Origin of the sequence: Boudabousia tangfeifanii (genome assembly GCF_001856685.1) — a bacterium.
Taxonomy (GTDB): domain Bacteria; phylum Actinomycetota; class Actinomycetes; order Actinomycetales; family Actinomycetaceae; genus Boudabousia; species Boudabousia tangfeifanii.
The window spans coordinates 1,912,338-1,935,118 of the sequence record NZ_CP017812.1; the positions used below are offsets into that span (position 1 = coordinate 1,912,338).

Below are 22,781 nucleotides of genomic sequence, written 5' to 3' on the forward strand. Positions count from 1 at the left end.
TCCAGAAAACCCGGCAAGTTTTCTAAAGTTCCTAAAACTTTGCTGGCTGTGTTAGTGGTGCTGGTGGCGTGTAGTTTCTTGGGTGGTTACCTGGTGGCACAACTGTTTCGTGCCCAGTCTACGAACGAGGACGCCCCAGTTGATGCGAAAGTGGAAAATGCGGAAATTGGCAAGCGGGTGCCATTTCCGGTGACTGCCAAACTGGACAAGATTAAACTTCCTGCCAATCTAAAAAGCGGGGTGGTTACCTGGGTCAGTGATCAAAACCGGTTTGAAAACGGGAACGTGGTTTATCGCCTCGACGACCAACCGGTGGTGATAGTTAAAAGTGACATCCCGTTCTACCGCGACCTAGAGTCGGGGGTGCAAGGCTCTGACGTGCAACAATTTTCCAGGCTGTTAGTCAGCAATGGTTTCCTGTCGGAACCTGGCAGTAAAGTTGATTCCCGCATGATTGCTGCCATTAAAAAGTGGCAAAAGCAGTTGGGGGCTAGTGTCACCGGCACTGTGGGTCGGGGAACGCTGATTGCGACGCGCACCCTGCCAGCCTTGGTTGAGATTGATAGTGCAGTCACGGTGGGCAGCCAACTAAATGGGGGTGAGCAAACGCTTTACAGTTTCAGTGACCAGCCCACCCTCTCGTTGAGCACCTTACCGGCACAAGAAAAAATTTTGACCGAGGCGAAAGAACTGAAGGTCAACGTTGACAATCAACAGGTACCGGTGGTGATTTCAGATAAAAAGTCTACCGAAGATGGTGCCAGCACAGTCTTTACTTTTACTGCCGCTAACGGTGAACCATTCTGCCACCCAAATTGTGCCAAGGTAATGTCTAAGCCGGAAATGCTTTGGTCTTTAGAAGCCATTGTGATTCCTCAAACCACCGGCCCAGCCGTACCCGTCGGCGCCTTGATGGTGGATGAAAAAGGTAAAACTTTGGTGCAAAAAGTTGCGGGTAAAGAACTGGTGACCCAAGAAGTGAAAATCCTGGCCGCCTCTGAGGGCTTAGCCATTGTTTCAGGCTTAAATCCGGGGGACGTGGTGCGCCTTAATCCGCGGCCTGCCTCCGGTGGTACCCCAGAGACTAAACCGTAGCGTGGGAACATGATGGAACCAACGCTAGCCGTAGAGAACCTCAATTTTAGGTACGCTAAAAATCTTCCCTTGGTGATCAAAAACTTCAGCTACGATTTTCCCAGTGGCGCCGCGATCGCTTTGACCGGACAGTCAGGGTGCGGCAAATCCACCCTGCTTTATTTATGCGGGCTACTGTTGAATCCTTCCTCCGGCCAGATTTGGCTCAACCATGAAAACACCACGCTGTTAAACGATCAGGAGCGTTCTAGAAGACGCAATCAGAATATCGGTTTTGTTTTCCAAAACGCGGAACTGGATGCGCACCAAACGATCCTCACCTCGGTGATTGAACCGGCCTACTATGCGGGCTCTGCCGGCATCGATTCTAGGCGTAGAGCCATGAAGTTGCTAGAAATCTTTGGGGTTAGTGAACTGGCCAACTCGAAACCCACCCAGATTTCGGGGGGTCAGGCCGCCAGGGCGGCACTAGCACGCGCATTCTTGTTGGATCCGCCGATCATTTTAGCTGACGAACCTACCGGCAACCTTGACCCAAAAAACACCAAAATTGTGCTCGATTCACTGCTTGGGGCCGCCAGGGAAAACAAAACCATCATCATTGCCACACACGACCCCAGGGTCATTGAGCAATGCGACCTGACGGTGCAGCTGTGAAACTTAAAACCATCTGTAAAGTTGCCGCACAAGAAATTCGGGCCGAAAAGGTTTCCACATTTTTGCTGGCCCTAATTGTTTGCGCCACGATCGCGTCAGCCATTCTGACCGTCGGTCAGAATGCCGCCCAAAAAGCCCGGGTGGATGAACTATTAGCCAGCGCCAGCGGACGCACTTTCACCCTACAAGAAACCGGTGAGGAAAACCGAATAAATGCCAGCGTCTGCCAGGCAATACACCGCCTCGAAACGGTAGAAACTGCCGTCTGTCTAGGTGACATTACGGATGTGTACCCCACCAGTTTGCAACACATTGTGAACGTTCCAGTACAAGTCATTGACCAAATTGAGCATGTCACCACCCAGCCGGTCAAAAAAGCGGACAACTACCTTTACGCCACCCCCAACGCCCTCGACAAACTAAGTTTTAAAACCAGCAGCGGCGAAGTCACCGACCCGCACACCAACCTCACCTACCAGGTAGCGGGCCAAATAGTGCCAACCCCGGGGCTGGAAAGTTTGAACGGTAGCCTGCTACAAGTCGCAGCCAACCCCACCCAAACCCGGTTCTTCAAAATGATCGTTACCGCCAAAACCCTTGATTCCCTTGAAAACACAAGGAGGGCTGCACTGTCGCTGTTGGGGAACCCTAATGCCAATCAAGTTAAAGTTGTTTCCCACACTGGCATCAGCCAAAACCTGAAAATCATCCAAGCAGACGTCCTCAACTATCAGAAGACCATGCTCGCTCAAATCTTGGCAATCGGGATCTTTTTGGTGACTCTAGTAGTCTTCGGTGACGTCATTTCGCGCAGAAAAACCATTGGCCGCCGCCGCGCCCTCGGCATTAGCCGCGCCGACCTGATCACCCTGGTGGCAGTGCGAACCATGCTAATCGCCACCATCACCGGGGTGGCTGCAACCCTACTGAGCACCGTCATTACCTACTACTATTTCGCCCCGCCACCGGCTAGCTTTCTACTGTCCACCAACCTGCTAGTGATTGCGGCCGCCGGCCTCGGCTCATTCCCTGGGGCAATCTGGGCAGCCTGGTCAGACCCCGTCTCGGTCCTGCGCACCCCTTAGCAGGTACAACAAACACAGACAGCAATAACAGGCTCCAGCATACGAACAAAGCCCAAAAGGGATAAATCTCAACTAACAGTAATATCAATGGTCTTAACAAGACTACTTTTAGTGGCACCTTAAAGTGTCGGTGAGCTGCTTTGTTCCTCCGTAATTCATCCCGAAGGTTACGTTGGCTTGTTCACCTTGCCAAGCCACTTGATAGTTCCCTTCCAGCACCCCAAAGGCGTACCTGTCACTAGGCCCCATTCCGATAGGCTCCAAAAACCAACTCTGCGGTTTTTTCACATAGTAAGTACTGTTCGTCGCCACCAAAACTTGCTCCACCACCAAAACAATTTGGCAACCCGATTCACTTTTCGGTTCCATTCGTACCACGCCTTTAGCATCAGGAACAGAAAAAACCACCACAAACAAGGACCAAAACAAAGCTGCCACAATCAAGAAGAATCCGGCAATCGCAGCTAAGGAACGCCAGATTGAGGAAATCGGCTGGGGAATCACATACTTGTCTTTGGTCACGGCTCGACCGATCGCCCCAACAAACACCAAAATCCAACCCACCACGACTTGGAAAGTGACGATCATTCCCGGAAGCAAAAACCAGTCGCCGATAACTAAGATGCCTCGCTTAGCACTAAAAATAAACTGCGGAACTCCCACCAGCGCCGGCACTAGCAGTACGAGTCCCACCGCTAGAACCACTAGCGGCCACCTCTCGGTAGTGCCACTAATCTTGGAAAGGTTCTTTACGTCCTCGGCCATAAAACAACTTTAACAAAGAACAAGTAGTTAAACGGGACGCGAGTCGGTAGCCAAAAATAAGTTCATTACCACGAATTACAAACGATTTTCGCGCAGGCCCTAACCTTCACACCACGACTCAGTCTAGGTGATAATAGGGAAAGCTATTAGCCAGGTTGAGGAGGATAAATGGGATACTGCGAACTACAGGTAGTGCGAGCACAACGGCTAACACGAGTAGTACAACGAGTCTGGCTAAAGCCTGTGTCTGTTGATGGCATGAACGTTTCTGCCCCATCAGACAACTGCAATAGCAAGCTCGCACAAACAGGCGACCAAGATTCATCGCAGACAGGCGCTCCCTTTGTGCTGGGGCAAACCGTAATGCTTTCACTCCCAAGCGGTAGCGCCAGCGAGCCTCCCATCCGCAGCTACACCATTTCGCAAGTCAAGCCCAGTAAGGACCAGCAAACCTGGCAGTTCGCCTTGGACATTGTGGTTCATGACGACATGGCAAAATACGGCATCACCGGCCTGCGCAGCACCGCTCCCCAGTTCATGCCAGCCGAGGACGCACCAGGCACCGGCAATCCAATGGCCGCTGGTGGTAATCCGATGGCCGCTGAAAATCCGACGGCTGACAACCCGATGATGGCTAATGACTCGCTTAACCCAATGATGGCCAGTAGTGAACTTTTGCCCCCAACTGCCCCAGCCCCGGTGCCTCCTGCCGAACAGGTCAAGGCAGGACCAGGCGCAACCTGGGCAGCTAATGCCCGCGTGGGCGACCGTTTGTGGGGCTTAATCTCTCCCTTAGAATCCCCCATTTTGGTCTGTCAAAATGAGCTGAATTTTACTTGGAATCAGTCCGCAAATGTGGCACTTTTGGTTGATCTATCAGCGTTTCCAGCGGCTCAGGCAATCACCCAAGCCTACGGGGATTCGACCTCGGCCCCCAGTTTCACGGTGATCGGAAAAGTACAGCACAAAGCGGATCGACAAGTATTCCCAGCTGCCGAAAAAACTGACTTTTTGCGTCCAAAACATGAGCCAACCACATTCCTGCGCGACCTAATCACTCCACTAACAGATCAAGGACTGCAAGTATGGGTAGCCGGTGGCGAAGAATGGCTCCAAACCACCAAAGCGGCCCTGAAAAACCTCCCCAAAACGGTAGAAATTAGCGAAATCCGCCTGTGGAGCTAGAGACTAAACTGCCCCAAACCCCATAAAAGCAGGATTTTCCAAAGAACATTTAGGTTCCTGCCAGAACCCAAAACCCAACATCCAACGCGCTTGCACACAACTACATGCGTATTTCAGCACATTTTTACGCAACAGTGTCATTTCGTAATTGACATTAGCTAAGGATTGCCTTATCTTAGGCTAGGCTAATGTGTAATTCTGGAATGCCTTATGGCAGGCCAAAACGGATCGGAAGTAAATGTTCTGGGGAAACTTTATTATTGCCCTCCGCGAAGGTGTTGAGGCCTCACTTTTGGTGGGGATCCTAGTCGCCTATGTCGTCAAGATTGGACGTCGCGATGTGCTTCCCAAGCTCTGGTTAGGGGTTATCCTCGCCGCTTTGATCCCGCTAGGGGCTGGCGCCTACATGACTTGGGGAACTTACACCCTGACAATGCAAGCCCAAGAAATTCTGGGCGGCTCACTCTCCCTTTTGGCTGCCGTTTTCGTCACGTGGATGATGCTTTGGATGTCCTCTCATTCGCGCGAACTGGCCGGCAATCTAACTGCCGATGCTGCTAAAGCCCTTGAAAATAACTCTGCTTGGGCTTTCGTTTGGCTTGCTGTACTTGCGGTTGGCCGTGAAGGAATCGAAACCGCTGTTTTCATTATGGGAACCGTTGATTCCTCAGCAAATACCTCGACTTACGCTCCTTTGCTGGGCATGTTGGCCGGTTTAGCTGTAGCCGTTTTGATTGGTTGGATCATTTACTCGGGCGCAGCCCGCTTCAACCTTCACCTATTCTTCTCGATCACCGGCTTCTTCCTCATTTTCGTGGCAGCCGGCATCGCCGCCTATGGCATTCACGACCTGCAAGAAGCTGGGGTACTTCCTGGGCTAACCAACACGGTTTACCGCCTCTCCCCCTACTTCGATGGTTCAGTCTTCCCTTGGTTGACCGCGAACTCCACCTGGTTCAACCTGCTATCGGCCATGTTTAACGTTCAGCTCGACCCCACCTGGTTGGAATTCCTCATGTGGTGGGCCTACGTCCTGACCGTCCTCCCGATCTTCATTTACGTGCAGTTCATTCGCCCCAAGAAGATTGCCAAAGCACGTGCCACCTCCCAGGCACAACTTGCTCTAGCTCAGGCCAAGGCTAACCCCGGCAATCCTCGTCAGGTACCTGCCACTGCCAAAGCCATGACTACCTAGTCACCCCATAGCTTCCTTGGGCCCAACTAGGTCCAAGAAACTGGACCTACTTGGGCCCAAACTTTTCGGAAGCACCGCCTTCCAACCCCGGGGAACTATCCCCACAAAACCTGGGCAAATGCCCAAAAACTGAGAGAAAGAAACATTATGAAGTACACCCGCCCGATCACTGTGGCCGTTCTCGCCGCAGCTTTCGCCCTCGGTGGCTGCAATGCTGTGGAAAAGAATGCTGGCTCCACCGCCGGCACCGCCGAAACTAACGACGGTCCTATCCAGGTAACCATCACCGATGATTCCTGCAAGGTTTCCACCGACACCATCCCCTCGGGCACGGTCAAGTTCGAGCTAAAGAACGAAGGCACCGTCCGCAACGAGTTCGAAATCCTCGCTGAAGATAAACTCCGCATCGTCGGCGAACGCGAAAACTTGGGCCCAGGCACCACCGTTAACTACACCCTCAACCTAGAGCCAGGCAGCTACTTCACTGCTTGCAAGACCAACATGATTGGTGCTCTTGTGGGCGAAGCAAAGTTCACCGTCACTGATTCGGGTAACGCCTCCACGGTTTCCGCCGACGAACAGCAGTTGCGCGATAAGGCCGTCGAAAACTACACCTCCTACGTCAAGGACCAGGCTGGCCAGCTAGTTACCGCCACCAAGCAGTTCACCGACGCTTACACTTCGGGCGACATGGACAAGGCTCGTTCCCTCTACGCCTGGGCACGTTCCTTCTACGAGCGCATCGAACCTACCGCTGAACAGTTCGGCGACATCGACCCTGCTTTGGACTTACGTGAAGCTGACTGGCAGGAAGAAAAGGACAAGGCAGCCTCGGGTGCCACCGCCGAAGACAACAAGACTGTGGAAGATCCAGGCGAGTGGACCGGATGGCACGCCATCGAAAAGGACCTCTGGCGTCCTGCCGGTTACGCCGGTTTGACCCCAGAACAGGCCAAGACCATGGCTGAAAAGCTTGACGCCGACACCAAACGTCTGTACGACTACGTCTACTCGACCGACTTCAAGGTCAGCCTTGACGACATCTCCAACGGCGCCATCGGCCTACTCGAAGAAGTTGCCACCTCGAAGATCAGCGGTGAAGAAGAAGCCTTCTCCCACACCGACCTCGTCGACTTCAAGGCCAACGTGGAAGGCGCCCAGGTTGCCTTCGGTGACGTCGAGCCAATCGCCAAGCAGAAGGATCCAGAACTCGCCAAGGAAATCCAGGAGCGTTTCGCTGACCTCAACGACGCCCTCGACAAGTACAAGGAAGGCGACAGCTACAAGTCCTACGACCAGCTAGATGACGCCGCCCGCAAGCAGCTATCCGACAAGGTCAATGCTCTACGCAAGCCTTTGGCCCAGCTAACGGAGGCGATCCTCAAGTGAACGACGCACCCTCACCGCGCAAACCGGAAGAACTAGACCCTGCCGCTATGGGCTGCCCTGCGCACGCCCACCGCGGTGAGGGTGCACCCGCCACTTCTGCCGAGGGCGCCCACGCTGCGTCCTCGGCCCCCCAAGGGGAAAATGCCGCCGCTGGCTGCCCCGCACACCAGGGGAAGGCGGAAACCGGCACGGCCATGCAAACCCTGACAGGCAAGGCCGCCGCCTACAAAATTAGCCGTCGAGGCATGCTACTCGGCACCGGTGCAATCGCGGCCCTTGGCGCAGCCCTCGGTGGCGCCGGCGGTTTCAAAGCCGGACACTCCTACGGGGTAGCGAAAGCCCAGGTGGAAGCTGACGTCATGCAAATCAGCTACCCCATTCGCGGCACCAACCAGCCGGGCATCCTCACTCCGCAGCAGCAGCAAATGCACACCGCTGCCTACACCATCACCACCGACCGCAAAGAATCCCTCATCCGCCTGCTAAAACAGTGGACTCTAGCCGCTGAACGCATGATGAACGGGGAACTGATCGGCCAGTACAAGACCTTCCGTGACGTGCCGCCAGACGACACCGGCGAAGCTGACGGCCTCGGCCCAGCAGCCCTCACCGTCACCTTCGGCTTCGGCAAAACCCTATTCGTTACCGAGGACGGTAAAGACCGCTTCGGCATCAAGCACAAAATGCCTAAAGAACTGGCCGAAGGTATTCACCGCATGGCCGCCGAAAAGCTCGACCCCAACCATTGCGATGGTGACGTGGTCATCCAGGTCTGTTCGGAAGACCCCATGGTGGCGCTGCACGCGATCCACAACCTCACCCGCATTGGTTTTGGCACCGCCTCGCTCAAATGGTCGCAGTTGGGTTACGGGCGCACGTCCTCGACCTCGACCGCCCAGAAAACCCCACGGAACCTCTTCGGGTTTAAGGACGGCACCAACAACATTAAGGCGCAAGACCCGCAAAGTGAACTCAACCAGCACCTGTGGATCCAGCCGGGCGATACCCCTTCGGACTGGGCGGTAGGCGGCTCCTACCTGTGTGTCCGTAAAATCAAGCAGTTCATGGAAGTGTGGGACGAGCTGGTCTTGAGCGAACAAGAAGCCATTATTGGTCGCAACAAGATCACCGGTGCCCCGCTTTCTGGCGGTGACGAGTTCACCCAGCCTGACTTTGAAAAGAAGGGCGAGGACGGCAAGCCGCTCATCCCAGAAGACTCCCACGTGGCCGTAGTTCATCCCTCCCACAATAGTGGCGCCCGCATGCTACGACGCGGCTACAACTACATGGAAGGCAACGACAAACTAGGACGCCTGGAAGGTGGCCTCTTCTTCGTTGCTTATGTCCGCAACCCGCAAACCAACTTCGTGCCCGTCCTGGCCAATATGGTCGGCGACGCCATGACCGAGTACTTGCAGCACGTCGCCTCCGGCCTGTGGATTATTCCGCCGGGTCTGAAGGACGGGCAAGATTACGTCGGCCAAACCCTCTTCGAATAAAATCCACTGTTCGGGCCGAGTAAAGTTCATGTGATTTAACTTACTCGGCCCGACTTGGTATTCTTGAGCTAATGGACTTTTTTGGGATTAACGCTTCTGAGGCGCTAGTGATTTTGCTGGTCGCCTTGGCGGTTCTGCCTCCCAAACAGGTTCTAAACCTGATTCGCGCCATTCGTAGCGGGATGGATCGTCTGCGCGAGTTCTCGGCAAACACTAGGCAAAAGGTGCAAGCCGAGGCCGAACAAGCCAGAAACTCTGGTAGCGAAGTTTCCGCACAGTTGCGGGCCGATGGCCAAGCATTGGCCGCTTCGGGGCAAACAGTTTTGACGTCGAGCCAGAATGGTTTTGACCTAGCTGCGTTGGGTTCGCTCGCCCAGAGTTCGCGCGACCTCGATCCGCGAAACTACATTCGTCAGGTGGTGGCCGAAGAAATGCAGGCGTGGGCCGAAATCGCGAAAACACCCTCGAATGTGACACCTGCCACCCCAGCCCCAACTGACCAAAATATTGAATCCCGCTAGGTCGGGACAACTTAGGAAAGGTTTTTCATGAGACCCTCACACATTCTCATTATCGTCATTGTGCTACTGCTACTTTTTGCTTCCTCCAAGCTGCCAGAGTTGGCAAAAAACTTGGGTAAATCAGCGAAGATTTTGAAAGATGAAGCAAAAGATTTGACCGGCAATAAGACCGCGGAGACGCCTGAGGCTCCCACCGCCCCAGTAGCAGCAGCCATGCCGAATGTCAGTGACCCTACGATCCCTCAGGCTCCAACGAATCCTGTTCATCCAGCTAATCCACAAGGGAGTATTACCATGGGACAGAACACTGCGGCCGGAGCCGCTCAATCAGCCGAACCGACCCCTACTGACGCTGTAGCCACCCCAAATGGCGCAGTGCTAGGTGGCCCCGAACTTGACCTCACTCCAGAAGAGGCCGGCGAGGCACCCGAAGAAACCTACGAAAATGAAACTGAAGAGCGTCCTGCGACGCTTTCTGACGCTGAAGCTGCCGTGCTGCGCCCCAATGATGCCGCAGCCGACTCGGCGGTAGATGCGGCCATTAACGACCCGCACGCACGAGGCACCGGCGCCTAAAGTTTCCTTTTTCTTTCCCTTTCCTAAGTTTTCAAGTTATTGTCTCGTGCCAAAGATTCGTCAGGTTTTCGTTGCTCTGGGGTCGGCAGGTAAACGCCTGTTCGCCCGGCTTGGGCAGAAGCTATCCGCTTGGTGGGCTAGCTTTCTTTCCGACCGGCCGGCCCCAGAGCCACAAACCATTTTGGAGCACTTGGCGGAGGCGCGCCGCCGGCTCCTGTGGGCGCTAGGTGGCATTGTGGTGGCCAGTATTGCCGGCTGGTTCCTCACCGACTGGCTTTTGGCCCTGATTACTAATGGCTTCCAGTCTGGCCAATCCCTCAACTTTGTCACGGTTGGGGGTGCTTTCGATCTGCGAGTTCGTTTAGCTTTTTGGGCCGGTTTTATTCTTTCCGCCCCGTGGTGGCTGGCCCAAATCTGGCTATTTTTGGCCCCCGGTTTGCGTCGCCGCGAACAAGTGTATTTAGCTTCTTTCGCCCTAGCTTCTCTACTGCTATTTAGTGGGGGTGCTGCTTTTGGGGTGTGGATGGCACCGCGGGCAGTCGCCATTTTGACCGAGTTCGCTCCCAGCGGCTCCACCACGCTGCTTACCGCCGCCAGCTATGTCACCTTCTACACTCGCTTGGTGTTACTTTTCGGTTTGTCGGGGCTGTTTCCCGTGATTTTAGTGGCGCTAAATTTTCTGGGGATTCTCTCGTCTCGCGTCATGCTCAAAGGTTGGCGAGTGGTCACCCTGCTAGTTTTTGTTTTTGCGGCAATCGCTAATCCGCTCCCCTCGCCTTGGTCCATGACGGTTCAGGCGCTGGTGCTGATGGCCTTGTATTTCTTGGCAATTGGGATTGCGAAACTGCGCGAGCGGAGCCTAGCAAAACAGCTTGGGGTCTAGTTTTTCAGCCCAATCTCCTTTATACTTAGGGTAACCTAAGTTATTTTGGAGTTTTTATGGATCAGTTTGTTTCTGCCACCTTGGTTGCAACCGACCGTCCAGGTCGTTACGCCAAACAGTTGGCTTCCCACATGTCTCGCAAGATTTCAACCGCTTTTGACCCGAATACCGGTTTGGGTTTCCTTGATTTTAATGGCCGAGGGCGGGCACGCCTGGTGGCCTTGGACGAGGGCTTGCGGATGGAGCTCTTTTGTGAGGAAACGGAAATGCCTCGGCTGGAACAAATCATTGGTTCACATTTGGCCCGTTTTGGCTGGTCCGAACAAATGCAAGTAGCTTGGACCCGTGCCGATGGCACTCCCGGCGATGTTTCCGGTCCCTACACGAAAGAAGAAATCGAAGCTCGTCGTAAGGCCAAGCAAGCTGCCAAAGCTGCCGCTGCCACCTAGGCGTAATTCCGCGTCTTTTGGGCGATCATGTTAGCCTTACTGGCATGGAAACTAGTGGCAGTGTCAGGGTAGATGTGTGGCTGTGGGCCGTACGTCAATGTAAGACCCGTTCGCTGGCCACTAACGAGTGCAAGGCCGGGCACGTCCGCGTTAATGGCGAAACTGCCAAGCCTGCCCAGAAAGTCAGCGTGGGCGACGAGGTGCGCTATCGTTTCCAAGGATTTGACCGAATTTTAGAGGTCACCGGTTTGCTCCAAAAACGTAGTAGCGCCCAGGTGGCTAGCCAGTGCTACATAGACCATTCGCCCCCTCGTCCGAAAGTCTATGTGCCGGCCCCAGCCTTTCGCCCTCGGGGTTCTGGTCGACCAACTAAAAAAGAACGCCGCGAGCTGGATCGTTTCCTTGCCGCGCAGCGTGAATCCCACCTTGACCTCTTTGCTGAGGATGAGTTCTAGTTTTTGCTATCTTTCTATGTATCCCATCCTAAGGAGTTGTGATGAGTGGACTGATGCGAAGTAATTTCAATGAAGAAATAATGACGGAAATTTCATGGCTCAAGCAGGCTGTCACCGCAATCAATGACCATCTGGGAATGAATTCCTACGTTGCTTGCCTCCTGCGTAACTTTGTCGAACCCGAAGAGTCCCAAGCGATAGAACAAGCAATTTTCCATAATGCCAGGCAAATTGCCTCCATGTCTTTTGAAGAATCACGGGCAGAAATAAATAGAGCTTATAAAAAGATCGTTGGTAGAGATATTGGACTTAGAGACGAAGTGATAAAAGAACTACTTGCCCTAAAACTCCAAGAACTCGGCCTAACCAGCGATTTAGAAATAGACAGCTAGGCAGCGACCGGCGACGCGGCATACTTCCATGGGAACCCCGTACACTTCTTCTAGCACGTGAGATTTCATGATTTCATCCGGGTGCCCATCAAAGGCTACTTGGCCATCTTTCATCGCAATCAGGCGGTCACAATAGGCGGCGGCCACGTTAATATCGTGGAGCACCACCACGATTGTTCGCCCTCGTTCATCCGCCAGTTTACGCAGCAGTCGCATAATGCCAACCACGTGCCGCAAATCCAGGTTATTTAACGGTTCGTCTAACAAAATGACTTCAGTTTCTTGCGCTAACACCATCGCAATGAAAGCGCGTTGCCGTTGTCCCCCAGATAGTTCATCAAGGTACTTTTCAGCCAAATCGTGCAGGTCGAGGGCGTCCATCGCCTGCTCCACCGCGCGGTGGCACTCATTGGTCAAACGCCCCTGAGAATGCGGGAAACGCCCGAACTCCACCAGCTCACGCACTTTCAGGCGGGTGTCGGAACGATTTTCTTGACGCAGCACGCCCAAAGCTTTGGCGATCTGCCTAGAGTCAGTTTGGTGCACGTCCAAATCGTGCAACCACACTCGACCTTGCTGCGGGGTTTGCAAACGTGCCAACAAAGAAAGCAAAGTGGACTTCCCTGCTCCGTTTGGGCCGAGCAGGGCGGTAACGCCACCGTGGGGCAAATCGAGCGAGACCTGATCTACCACCACATGCTCGCCATAGGCCCGAAGTAGCCCTTCAGTTTTTAGCAAAGGGGTTGCTGGCGTGCCCGTTGGTTTCTCTAGGTTGGCGTCCTCGGCCTCGGCCAGCAGATTGCTGGAGGCCTTACTAAACATGCGCGTCAACATCGTCATCCTAATTCCCTTTTCTAAACAACAGCAGGTGCAAGAAGAACAAGCCCCCAATAAACTCGACCACTACCGCGAGCACGGTGTTGTACCCCAGCAGACGCCCCAAAATGAACTGACCCGCCACCAAGGCGAGCGCCCCAAAAAATCCCGAAAGTACCAGGGTGTAGGCATGGCGGTCAGATGGGGCCAACTGGTAAGCCAGTGAGGCAACCAGCAACCCAAAGAAAGTAACCGGACCAACCAGCGCGGTCGCTGCCGCCACCAAAGCCACGACCACCACGAACACGCGAATCAACCAGCGCCGATAATCCACCCCTAAACTGATCGCATTATCGCGCCCCAAAGCCAACACATCCAGGTAACGTCGCCAACTCCAAAGCAGCAAACAGCCAAGTAGAACCACCAGCGAAGCAACCCCCAAGTTCGCCCGATTGACCGTCTCAAAAGAAGCAAAAATACGCGCCTGTAGAACCTGAAACTCACCGGGATCAATCAGATTCTGCAGCAAGGAGGTTAAAGAACGCAGCACCGTCCCCGAAATAATGCCAACCAGCAGCACAAATTCCAGGTTCGATCGGCCCCCACGGAACATGAGCCACATCAGCCCACCCCCAAGGATGAGCATTAGCAAAGTGTTGCCAAAGAACATCAAAGGTGGCCAGATAAGTCCCGAGGCCGTCGCCCCCAACCCGAAAGTCAACGCCGTTTGAATGAACACGTACAGGGCATCAAAGCCAATCAAGGCGGGGGTTACCACCCGATTTTGAGTGATCGCGTGAAACGCCACCGTTGAGGCGCCGATTGCGACCCCCACCAAGGTTAAGGAAGCTAAGGAAGTTAGGCGCAGGCGCAAAATAAAGCTCGAGCCAGAAGGCAAGTCCCACCAAATAAAAGCGGCGGCGGCTAGCAACAAAAGTAACGGGGTAACCCACATGATCCAGCGGCGAGGTAGGCGAGTCGGACAAACTGTTTTCTCAGCCACGACGGTTCCTTTGCAACAACATGACAATGAAAATCACGCCTCCGAGCACTCCCAAAATGGTGCCTACTGGGATTTCGAAAGGAAAACGAATCAGACGACCAATCAGGTCACAGGCTAAAGTCAAAGTGGCTCCACCCAAAGCTACCCAGGGCAAAGCAAAACGCGTATTCTCACCCAAATAGTGGGCGGCTAAACCAGGCACCACCAGCCCGAGGAAAGGAATCGAACCGATAGTCACCACGTTGATCGCCGAAACAATCGCCACCAAGGCCAGGCCCAGCCAGCGCACTTGGTTAGTGCGCACCCCCGCATTAATCGCTAGGTCCTCACCCAAACTAAGCAAGGTAAAACGATCGGCGGCAAGGTACATGATGACTGCAGCAATCGCCACCAGCCACAAAAGTTCATAGCGCCCCTTCAAGACCGAAGCGAAAGAGCCCAAACGCCAACCACCCAAAGCTTGCAAAAGATCAAAACGGTAGGCCAAGAAGGTGGCCACCGCCCCAATCACCGAGCCCAACATGATGCCGACCAACGGGACTGTAAACAGGGAACGAGTTTTCACTCTTTGGACAATCAACAAGAAAATGCCGGTGCCGATAAGGGCAAAAACAGTGGCGGCCAGCATTTTCCAAAACACGGGAGCCCCCGGGGCCACAATCGCAATCAGCACTAGGCCTAAACTGGCGGCCTCATTCGTGCCCACCGTCGCCGGTTCGACAAAACGATTGCGAGTTAGCAACTGCAGTAAGAAGCCCGCCACCGCTAGGGAGGCGCCGGCCAACAAGGCCGCGGCCGTCCTCGGCCAGCGTGACAGCCACACCAGGTACGAGGAAGTCTCCCCCACCCCCACCAGCAGGCTCAAGAAGGATAGCAAGGCCAGGCCTAGGAGCCAGGCAAGGAAAATCCGGCGACGACGACGGGCCACCTTTTCCTTCTGCCGATCTGCATCCGGGTTTTTGGCGGACGGGAATGCCAGCCCCGAGGCGAGTGGAGCCGAAACCTCGGGGCTGGCGTTTGGAGAGGAACGCGCCATCAAACGTTTACTTTAGAACCGAAGCTACCTGGTCAAGCATGCCGTTCATGGTGGCAATACCACCACCAACGAGGTACCAGTCGGTGCCGTTGAGATAGTCGATCCCGTTATTCTTGCCGGCCTCGGTGTTCTTAATCAGGTCATTATCCAAAAGGGCCTGCGCGGCATTTTCGCCGTGGCCAACCGCGGAATCACGATCGAGGACGAACAGGTAGCGAGGGTTGGCCTGCGAAACAAATTCGAAGGAAATCGGTTCGCCGTGACGGCCTTCCTGCTTCACGTCAGCCGCTGGAGCAAAACCAAGATCCTGGAAGACAATAGCGAAACGCGAGTTCGGGCCGAAAGCGGACATCTTGCCACCATTGGTCATGATGAAGAGGGACTTACCACCCTGCGCCTTGGCAGCGATTTCACCGGCGCGCGCATGGAGTTCGCTAATGGCTCGCTCGCCCTGTTCTTTCTGGCCGAAAATCTGGGCGATAGTACGGATCTTGTCGTCGTTAGCTTGCATGGTCGAGACGCCCTTGGCATCCGACAAGTCAATGGTTGGAGCTACGTCCTTCAGATCGTTGTAAACCTTGGCGGTGCGCGAAGAAAGAATAATCAAGTCCGGCTTTGCCCCAGCGATGGCCTCTAGGTCTGGCTTCACCATCGAGCCGGCCTTGGCTTTGCCTTCATACGGCTTAAGCACTGCGGGCAAACCCGGAGCCTTCGGCAAAATACCGATCGAGTCGCCAGCACCCAAAGAAACCATGTCGTCGGCGGCCGCCAAATCCATGACCGCCACATTCTTGGGGTTACATGGCACTTCGGTCTCGCCCTGGGCGTGCTTAATTTTTACGGTGCCTTCGCAGGTACTGGCCGGCTGGTCATTTTGCTTTTCGGCAGTCGGCTGGGTTACCGGGGCCTCGACAGTCTTTTCGCTGGCCGAGGGCGCCGCGGTGGAACCAGTGTCGGTGGTGGCACCATCAGTGCCGCAACCGGCCAAAACTAGCGCCATGGTGGCGAGGGGCAAGGCCGCAAACATTTTCTTCTTGAGGGTCATGGGTCCTCCTTGAATCCATGGCCAACCATTCCGACAATGACTGCTCGATTCCCAAAATCACTCCCCCGTTAGGAACACTCGGATCCAAAGTGGATCAGGTTCCCGACTGTGGGTCTTTGTGATTCCCGCACAGAATCGAAACTTTCGTCCAATACAGACATTATCCTCAAACTGAAGAAAAATGATCTCTAAGAGACTCACACTTTTTAGGTTTGGCTGACCTAACTTATTTAAGCAAGGTTGATGTTACGAAAAAGTGAAAAGTGTCGTCAAGCGATTGTTAACCTTCCCACCAAAGGTTGCGACAGAGGCGTCATAAACCTTGAGATTCTGCGGTTTTTCCCCGGTTTGCAAAAAACGTGTGCGCCCCAGGCATTTGGGGCGCACACGTTAGTGAAGTTATGAAGTTGTGGCAGTTACTCAGGTGAGTGAGTGACGCACGATAGCAGCTTCACGGCCTGGGCCGGTGCCGATCACCGAGATGCGGCAGCCCGAGAGGCGTTCAAGTGCCTCAACATAAGCTTGAGCGTTTGCTGGGAGTTCTTCCCAGGTGCGGACGTTGGAAATATCTTCGGTCCAACCAGGGAACTCTTCGTAGATTGGCTTCGCGTGGTGGAAGTCAGTCTGGTTGTCTGGCATTTCTTCCACGCGCTGGCCGTCGATTTCGTAGGCGACACAAACCGGAATGGTTTCGTAGCCGGTGAGCACGTCCAGCTTCGTTAGGACGATATCGGTTAGGCCATTAACGCGGGAGGCATAGCGGGAGACCACCGCGTCATACCAGCCGGTACGACGAGGACGACCGGTGGTGGTTCCGAACTCGCCACCAGCTTGGCGCAAGCTTTCTCCGACCTCGTCAAATAGTTCGGTGGGGAACGGGCCTTCACCCACGCGGGTGACATAGGCCTTGGCAATGCCGATTACACGATCGATGCGGGTTGGGCCCACGCCAGAGCCGGTGCAGGCACCGCCGGCGGTAGCCGAAGAGGAAGTCACGAAGGGGTAGGTGCCGTGGTCGACGTCCAGCATGGTGGCCTGGCCGGCCTCGAATAGCACCATCTTGTCATCGTCGAGCGCTTCATTAAGCAGCAGGGCTGAGTCCACCACGTATGGGCGAACCCGCTCAGCGTAGGCCAAGAGTTCGTCGGCGACGGCCTCAGGGTCAATCTCTGGGGCGTCGTACATGGTCGAAAGTAGGTGGTTCTTCTGGACGAGGGCGCTGCGCACCTTCTTGCGCAGGATCGACTCGTCAAAGAGGTCCTGAACGCGAATGCCGATACGGTTCATCTTGTCGGCGTAGGTGGGGCCAATGCCGCGTCCGGTGGTGCCGATCTTACGGTCGCCGAGGAACTTTTCGCTAGCTCCGTCCATCACCTTGTTGTAGGACGGGATGATGTGAGCGTGGGAGCTGATCTTGAGGTTGGAGGTGTCCACGCCGCGTTCTTGTAGTTCTTCGAGTTCTTCGAAGAGCACGTCGAGGTCGACGACTACGCCGTTGCCAATGACTGGAACCACGCCGGGGGTCAAAATACCGGAAGGAAGGAGGTGGAGCGCGAACTTTTCGCCCTCGATAACGACGGTGTGACCGGCATTGTTGCCGCCATTAAACTTTACAACGTAGTCCACATCGCTACCGAGCTGGTCAGTAGCTTTACCTTTACCTTCATCGCCCCACTGGGCGCCTAACACGATTACGGCGGGCATCGCAGCCTCTCTTTCCAAAATCAATTACTCGACCGATCTCAGGCCAAGTTACAACGCGCAATTTTAGCATGATTAGCCGATTGCCATCGTGGGCACTTTTTCCTGCCGCGAATACTTTATTTTTAAGAAAAATTTAGCGGAATAAAGGGACGGGTTAGGGTTTAGTTTGCTACTCTTAATGGTTATGAAACGTAGTCTCTTTTTCTTACTTGGCGGCGCTGCCTTAACTGGTGCCGCAGTTGGCGCAATTATGGCTTGGCGAGGACGCCAGAGCGAAGATCCTTGGCAGAGCGCTGACCCGATTATTGTTGATGGCCATGTGCGCCCTACTGGTTATGGTCCGGCAGGTATTTTCGGCACCCATGGGGCTCACAATGGTTACGCCCCGGCCCATAAGTTCGCGGAGAACGACAACACCCCTTACACCCAGCAGGGCTACGGTCCTCACGGCATGGGCGGCTACGGGCCAGTTCACCAGACCCACTGATGACTTCTCCAATTTTTAAACGCCACACGGCTCTGGCGGCAGCCGGAGCATGCCTTTTGCTATCCGGTTGCGCCTTTGATGGTACGGTTCAGGTTGGTTCCGACCTGCTACTTTCCGGTAAGTTCGAGGTCGAGATCAATGCCAAGCAGCTCAGTGAGGCTACGAAACAAGCAGCTACTTGTCAGAACTTTGCCACGAACCTAAACCAGCAGCAAAAAGCCAATCAGATGCAGCCCTATGGTCGTTTGCAACTGGTTACCAAGAACCAAAAAGAAGATGGCGACAATCTAATCTGCGACTTTGAGTTCAAGGATTGGGATCCCAACGCGAACCGTCAGATCCTGCAGAATGTGGGCGACGGGATGCTGTTAAAGACCGAGGATCCGGGCAAGCTGCTAAAGGGCGCGAACTTCGACAAGTTCTCTTTAACCTTGCAGTTCCCTGGGGAAGTTCGCTTGGCTCCTGGGGGCAAGATTGACGGCAATCAGGTCACTTTCGATAGTGTTGATGCTTTCGCAAACTCACACCAGATCATCACTGGCCAGCCGGAAAAATACTCGACTTGGCAGCTACTAACTTACGGTTTGATTGCGCTTGTCGCCGTCGGTGGTGGCATCGCGGTCGCACTCGGCCTGCGTCACGGGGTTGTCCCCGAATAAAAGACGGGCGCTCCCCAATACCACCTCCCACCTCGACCGCTACATAGCACTACCGCCGAGGCAATCTTGTTACGGGTTCCGCTCCCTTCCATGCTGGGATCGTCTCGTGGATTCTTCCGAAAACGTTCCAAGCAGCTGGGTTGTTGGGGCGGTGACCGGCTCGATTGCCTCGGCGGCAGTAGCTTAGAGTTATTCAGTTTTGCATGATTATCCGCTGTCCCATTTCAGATTGAGGCAGCGGATAATGTTTGACCTCAGATTTGTACTTGGTCGCTAAGCGGGGTGCGGTTACCGAAACGGTGGTTGGTTACCGAAACGGCTTGTTCGTGCACGAATGGCAGGATTTCTACGCGACCGTTAGCGCTGACTGGGCCAGCGAAGATGGCGACGTCGATGTGACCGTCGAGTTCCTTGGCCAACTTGGCGCGGTCCCCACCGAGTAGGCGGATGCGGCCATCGTAAGCGAAGTCGGTGCCACGCATGCGGGCCACGAAATCCTTCTCGTTTTCGACCCGAACTTCCACGCCCTCGGCTTCGATTGCCACCTTGATTGCCTCTGGTAGCGGTTTCGCCAAGGAAAGTTCCAGTGGGGAGTCGACAAGCAGACCAGCGCCAACTACGCGCACAATCTGAGCGAGGGCACGGTTGGAGGTTTGCGGGTCGAGGGCGTCCTCGACACGAATCACTACTGGCAGCGGCAAGTAACGCAGGACGTTCTTTTCCGTTGGAATCTGGCTGGGGTCGTGCCCAATGCCAAATTCGGTGCGGTAGGCCAACTCGTCGAGGGTGAAGCAGTCGCGGAGGAAGCCGCGGGTTTCGTCACCGAGTAGTGGCGATGCGGCCTGCCACAAGCGAGCCAAGACTGGCTGCTCCAAGTCGCCCTGTACCGGCGGGGTATCGCCCAGTGGTTCGAGGTGTGGCAGATCTTGTGCTTCCCAATCGCCGAGGGCGAAGAGGTAGCTTGGGCCACCGGCCTTGGTTCCTGAACCGATGGCGGAGCGCTTCCAACCACCGAAGGGCTGACGCTGCACGATAGCACCGGTGATCCCACGGTTAACGTAGAGGTTGCCGGCGTCAACATTGTTGAGCCAGTAGTTGATTTCTTCAGCGTCGAGGGAGTGCAAACCGGCGGTGAGACCGAACTCGGTGGCGTTCTGCCATTCGATGGCCTGTTCGAGGGTTTCGGCACGCATGACACCGAGGATGGGGCCGAAGTATTCGGTCAGGTGGTATTCGCTGCCGGGCTCTACCCCAACGCGCACGCCTGGGGACCAGAGCTTGCCACTTTCATCGAGCTGCTTTGGTTCGACTACCCAGTGCTGGCCTGGCTCAAGCTGGGTGAGGCCACGCAACAACTTGCCGGTTGGTGCCTTAATGACCGGACCCATTTCGGCGGCAAGATCCCACGGGTAGGAAACATGTAGCGAACGAACCGCGTCGACCAGCTGGCGAGCGAACCGCTTGGAGGTGCCCACCGAGCCAACCAAGATTACCAAGGAGGCGGCGGAGCACTTCTGGCCGGCGTGACCGAAAGCGGAGTTCACGACGTCCTTAACAGCTAGGTCAAGGTCAGCGTTCGGGGTGACGATAATGGCGTTCTTACCGGAGGTTTCTGCCAAAATCTGCAGGTCTGGACGCCACGAACGGAATAGTCGGGCGGTGTCAGAAGAACCGGTGAGGATAACGCGCTCGACGCGGTCGTCAGTCAAGAACTGCTTACCGAGTTCGCGTTCTGCCAGGTTCAATAGTGGGAGCAAGTCCTTGGGGACGCCAGCTTCCCACATGAGTTCAGCAATGACGGCACCACAACGACCAGCTTCGCGAGCGGGCTTGAAGGCGGCGGCCGAACCAGCAGCTAGTGCAGCCAAAATACCACCGGCTGGAATAGCTAGCGGGAAGTTCCACGGCGGCACAATCGCAGTGATTTTCGCCGGCTTGAACTTGACGCCTGGCAGGGATTCAAGGGTCTTGGCCGAGGCCGCATAGTACTTGGCGAAGTCGATTGCTTCCGATACTTCGACGTCTGCCTGGTCAATGGTCTTGCCGCATTCGGCACCAGCTACCTCAATAAGTTCACTGCGGTGCGCTTCTAGGTTTTCCGCCACGCGCAAGAGCACTTCGGCGCGTTCGGTAGCCGAACGCTGGGCCCATGCGACCTGGGCGGCACCTGCGGCAGAGAGAATCCGATCGAGCTTGGCTTCGTCTGGAACGATGGCGTCCTTCCAGCCCTTGACGCCAATCTGCGAGATTTCGAACTTGGCGGCAATCTGACGTGCCCACTCGAGGTTCTTGGCGAGCGCCGGGTCAGAATCTGCGGTGTTGGCGAACGGGGTGTTCGGGTCGACTTCGCGTTCGTCGGCCTTAACCGACTTGCCGGCCTCGGCCTCGTCCAAACGGTCCTGGGAGCGGTGACGACGCACGAACGGTTCGTTCACGAGTTCCAGAGCGGTCTGGAAACGGTTCATTTCGAGTTCGAAGGCGGCCTCATTGTCAGCCAAGTCGAAAACGTTCGACATGAAGTTTTCTGGGGCCGCATTTTCTTCGAGGCGGCGAACCAGGTAGCTGATGGCAACGTCGTATTCTTCTGGGCGTACCACTGGCACGTAAAGGAGCAACTTGCCTACCTCAGCGCGAACTGCAGCAGCTTGTGCGGTGGCCATACCAGCCAACATTTCTAGTTCGACGAGGTCGGTAACGCCGCGCTTCTTGGCCATTTCCCAAGCAAAAGCAACGGTGAATAGGTTGTGTCCGGCCACGCCTAGGCGAATGTTTTCGAGGTGTTCTGGGGTCATGGACCAAGAAAGGAGACGCATGTAGTTGGCGTCGGTCGCTTCCTTGGAGGGGCACACGGTTAGTGGCCAGTCGTGGCTCTGTGCCTCGACGCGTTCCATGGCTAGGTTGGCGCCCTTTACCACGCGCACCTTGATGCGGGCACCGCCGCGAGCACGACGAGCAGCCGCCCATTCTTGCAGATCCTTCATGGCGGCCAAAGCGTCAGGCAGGTAGGCCTGGAGCACGATGCCGGCTTCAAGGTCAAGCAGTTCTTCGCGATCCAACAAACGCTTGAATACTGCGATGGTCAATTCCAGGTCGCGATATTCTTCCATGTCCAAGTTGATGAACTTCTTGGGGGTGCAAGATGCCGCGTACTGGTAAAGCGGGAGTAGCTTTTCGACTGCGGAATCCACGGTCTGGTCAAAGGCCCAAGCGTTGTGCGGGCCGGTGACTGCACTGACCTTGAGGGAAACGTAGTCAATGTCGTCGCGTTCGAGTAGGCGCTGGGTTTCCGACAGGCGCTTATCGGCTTCACGATCGCCGAGGACGGCCTCGCCAAGCAGGTTCACATTCAGACGCGAACCGCCGCTCTTGAGGCGAGCAATGGCTGGTCCTAGCTTGTCTGGGGTCACGTCAACGACTAGGTCGCCAACGAGCTCTCTAAAGACGCGACGAGCGGTTGGCAATGCCACGGATGGCACTAGTGGGGCTACCATGCCGCCGAAGCGGGCAGGGTTACGCAGGTACCAAGGAAGGAACTTGGGGTTCTGCTTGCCCAAGGTGGCCAGGTTCTTGGTGGCAATCTTGGGATCTTCTGGACGGATAACCTGGTCCACGAAGGCCACCGTGTAGTCCAAACCAGCAGGATCTTTTAGCACGTCAGAGAGCAGCTGGGCAGCGCGGTCTGTCGGATAGTTAGTGGATGCCCGAACCCAACGCTGAGCAGTTTCGCAGGCGGCTTCACCGATTGCGTACAACTCTTCCTTAGATGCAGTTTCCTTAGGGTCAACTGCGACTGGCTTAGGATCGCCCATTTTGCTTCTCCCTCTACTTACGAGAAAAAATGTATATTTTCTCGGATATTAGCATAAGTTGACGAATTTGAAACCA

22 protein-coding genes are annotated in these 22,781 nt (G+C 55.1%); 15 read left to right on the forward strand and 7 right to left on the reverse strand.

Going from position 1 to position 22,781, the window contains the following annotated elements:
• The first annotated feature begins 93 nt into the window (after positions 1-93).
• The 3 genes from BK816_RS07820 to BK816_RS07830 are packed head-to-tail and all read left to right on the forward strand — an operon-like array spanning position 94 to position 2,837.
• Positions 94-1,095: a peptidoglycan-binding domain-containing protein gene (locus BK816_RS07820; RefSeq protein ID WP_170299678.1), complete on the forward strand. Its 1,002-nt coding sequence runs from the start codon at positions 94-96 to the stop codon at positions 1,093-1,095.
• 9 nt (positions 1,096-1,104) lie between these two features.
• The gene (locus BK816_RS07825; protein WP_083379262.1) at positions 1,105-1,752 is read left to right on the forward strand and encodes an ABC transporter ATP-binding protein; all 648 of its coding nucleotides are present in this window, start codon (positions 1,105-1,107) and stop codon (positions 1,750-1,752) included.
• Entirely contained in the window at positions 1,728-2,837 is a 1,110-nt protein-coding gene (locus BK816_RS07830) for an ABC transporter permease (RefSeq protein ID WP_083379171.1), read from the forward strand. Before BK816_RS07825 ends, BK816_RS07830 begins: the two co-directional genes overlap by 25 nt.
• Before the next feature lie 108 nt (positions 2,838-2,945).
• Here BK816_RS07830 and BK816_RS07835 read toward each other — a convergent pair whose 3' ends face one another.
• A complete protein-coding gene (locus BK816_RS07835; protein WP_071164675.1) occupies positions 2,946-3,602 on the reverse strand; it encodes a hypothetical protein in 657 nt (218 codons plus the stop codon).
• 168 nt (positions 3,603-3,770) lie between these two features.
• On the opposite strand from BK816_RS07835, the gene BK816_RS07840 reads away from it, so the two are divergent.
• From BK816_RS07840 to BK816_RS07885, 10 genes are all read left to right on the forward strand, one after another.
• Positions 3,771-4,787, forward strand: coding sequence for an SIP domain-containing protein (locus BK816_RS07840; RefSeq protein ID WP_071164676.1), 1,017 nt, complete (start codon positions 3,771-3,773; stop codon positions 4,785-4,787).
• Positions 4,788-5,025: 238 nt separating this feature from the next.
• Entirely contained in the window at positions 5,026-5,982 is a 957-nt protein-coding gene (efeU, locus tag BK816_RS07845) for an iron uptake transporter permease EfeU (RefSeq protein WP_071164677.1), read from the forward strand.
• A gap of 147 nt (positions 5,983-6,129) precedes the next feature.
• Positions 6,130-7,371, forward strand: a complete 1,242-nt coding sequence (efeO, locus tag BK816_RS07850; RefSeq protein WP_071164678.1) for an iron uptake system protein EfeO — start codon at positions 6,130-6,132, stop codon at positions 7,369-7,371.
• On the forward strand, positions 7,368-8,870 hold the full coding sequence (gene efeB, locus BK816_RS07855) for an iron uptake transporter deferrochelatase/peroxidase subunit (protein WP_236842320.1): 1,503 nt from the start codon (positions 7,368-7,370) through the stop codon (positions 8,868-8,870). The genes efeO and efeB overlap by 4 nt, the downstream gene beginning before the upstream one ends.
• A gap of 71 nt (positions 8,871-8,941) precedes the next feature.
• Complete coding sequence (locus BK816_RS07860) at positions 8,942-9,391, forward strand: twin-arginine translocase TatA/TatE family subunit (protein WP_071164679.1); 450 nt, start codon at positions 8,942-8,944, stop codon at positions 9,389-9,391.
• 27 nt (positions 9,392-9,418) lie between these two features.
• On the forward strand, positions 9,419-9,967 hold the full coding sequence (locus BK816_RS07865; RefSeq protein WP_071164680.1) for a twin-arginine translocase TatA/TatE family subunit: 549 nt from the start codon (positions 9,419-9,421) through the stop codon (positions 9,965-9,967).
• Between the two features lie 46 nt (positions 9,968-10,013).
• Positions 10,014-10,850, forward strand: a complete 837-nt coding sequence (gene tatC, locus BK816_RS07870; RefSeq protein WP_236842321.1) for a twin-arginine translocase subunit TatC — start codon at positions 10,014-10,016, stop codon at positions 10,848-10,850.
• A gap of 56 nt (positions 10,851-10,906) precedes the next feature.
• A complete protein-coding gene (locus BK816_RS07875) occupies positions 10,907-11,299 on the forward strand; it encodes a DUF2218 domain-containing protein (RefSeq protein ID WP_071164681.1) in 393 nt (130 codons plus the stop codon).
• Between the two features lie 44 nt (positions 11,300-11,343).
• Positions 11,344-11,754 (forward strand): RNA-binding S4 domain-containing protein, encoded by a 411-nt coding sequence (locus BK816_RS07880; protein ID WP_071165005.1) that lies wholly within the window; start codon positions 11,344-11,346, stop codon positions 11,752-11,754.
• A gap of 41 nt (positions 11,755-11,795) precedes the next feature.
• Positions 11,796-12,146, forward strand: coding sequence for a hypothetical protein (locus tag BK816_RS07885; RefSeq protein ID WP_071164682.1), 351 nt, complete (start codon positions 11,796-11,798; stop codon positions 12,144-12,146).
• Here BK816_RS07885 and BK816_RS07890 read toward each other — a convergent pair.
• The 5 genes from BK816_RS07890 to BK816_RS07910 all read right to left on the reverse strand — a co-directional run bounded on the left by BK816_RS07890 (position 12,129) and on the right by BK816_RS07910 (position 17,750).
• Entirely contained in the window at positions 12,129-12,986 is an 858-nt protein-coding gene (locus BK816_RS07890; protein ID WP_236842322.1) for an iron ABC transporter ATP-binding protein, read from the reverse strand. The genes BK816_RS07885 and BK816_RS07890 overlap by 18 nt on opposite strands.
• Before the next feature lies 1 nt (position 12,987).
• Positions 12,988-13,965, reverse strand: coding sequence for an iron chelate uptake ABC transporter family permease subunit (locus BK816_RS07895; protein WP_083379173.1), 978 nt, complete (start codon positions 13,963-13,965; stop codon positions 12,988-12,990).
• On the reverse strand, positions 13,958-15,001 hold the full coding sequence (locus BK816_RS07900) for an ABC transporter permease (protein WP_083379174.1): 1,044 nt from the start codon (positions 14,999-15,001) through the stop codon (positions 13,958-13,960). The genes BK816_RS07895 and BK816_RS07900 overlap by 8 nt, the downstream gene beginning before the upstream one ends.
• A gap of 7 nt (positions 15,002-15,008) precedes the next feature.
• Positions 15,009-16,046, reverse strand: a complete 1,038-nt coding sequence (locus tag BK816_RS07905; protein WP_083379175.1) for a siderophore ABC transporter substrate-binding protein — start codon at positions 16,044-16,046, stop codon at positions 15,009-15,011.
• Positions 16,047-16,466: 420 nt separating this feature from the next.
• Positions 16,467-17,750, reverse strand: a complete 1,284-nt coding sequence (locus BK816_RS07910; protein ID WP_071164683.1) for an adenylosuccinate synthase — start codon at positions 17,748-17,750, stop codon at positions 16,467-16,469.
• A gap of 184 nt (positions 17,751-17,934) precedes the next feature.
• On the opposite strand from BK816_RS07910, the gene BK816_RS07915 reads away from it, so the two are divergent.
• The gene (locus BK816_RS07915) at positions 17,935-18,237 is read left to right on the forward strand and encodes a hypothetical protein (RefSeq protein WP_156982014.1); all 303 of its coding nucleotides are present in this window, start codon (positions 17,935-17,937) and stop codon (positions 18,235-18,237) included.
• Positions 18,237-18,896 (forward strand): hypothetical protein, encoded by a 660-nt coding sequence (locus BK816_RS07920; protein WP_071164685.1) that lies wholly within the window; start codon positions 18,237-18,239, stop codon positions 18,894-18,896. Before BK816_RS07915 ends, BK816_RS07920 begins: the two co-directional genes overlap by 1 nt.
• A 254-nt stretch (positions 18,897-19,150) precedes the next feature.
• Here the strand turns inward: BK816_RS07920 and BK816_RS07925 are convergent, their stop codons facing one another.
• A complete protein-coding gene (locus BK816_RS07925; protein ID WP_071164686.1) occupies positions 19,151-22,705 on the reverse strand; it encodes a bifunctional proline dehydrogenase/L-glutamate gamma-semialdehyde dehydrogenase in 3,555 nt (1,184 codons plus the stop codon).
• Positions 22,706-22,781 lie beyond the last annotated feature (76 nt).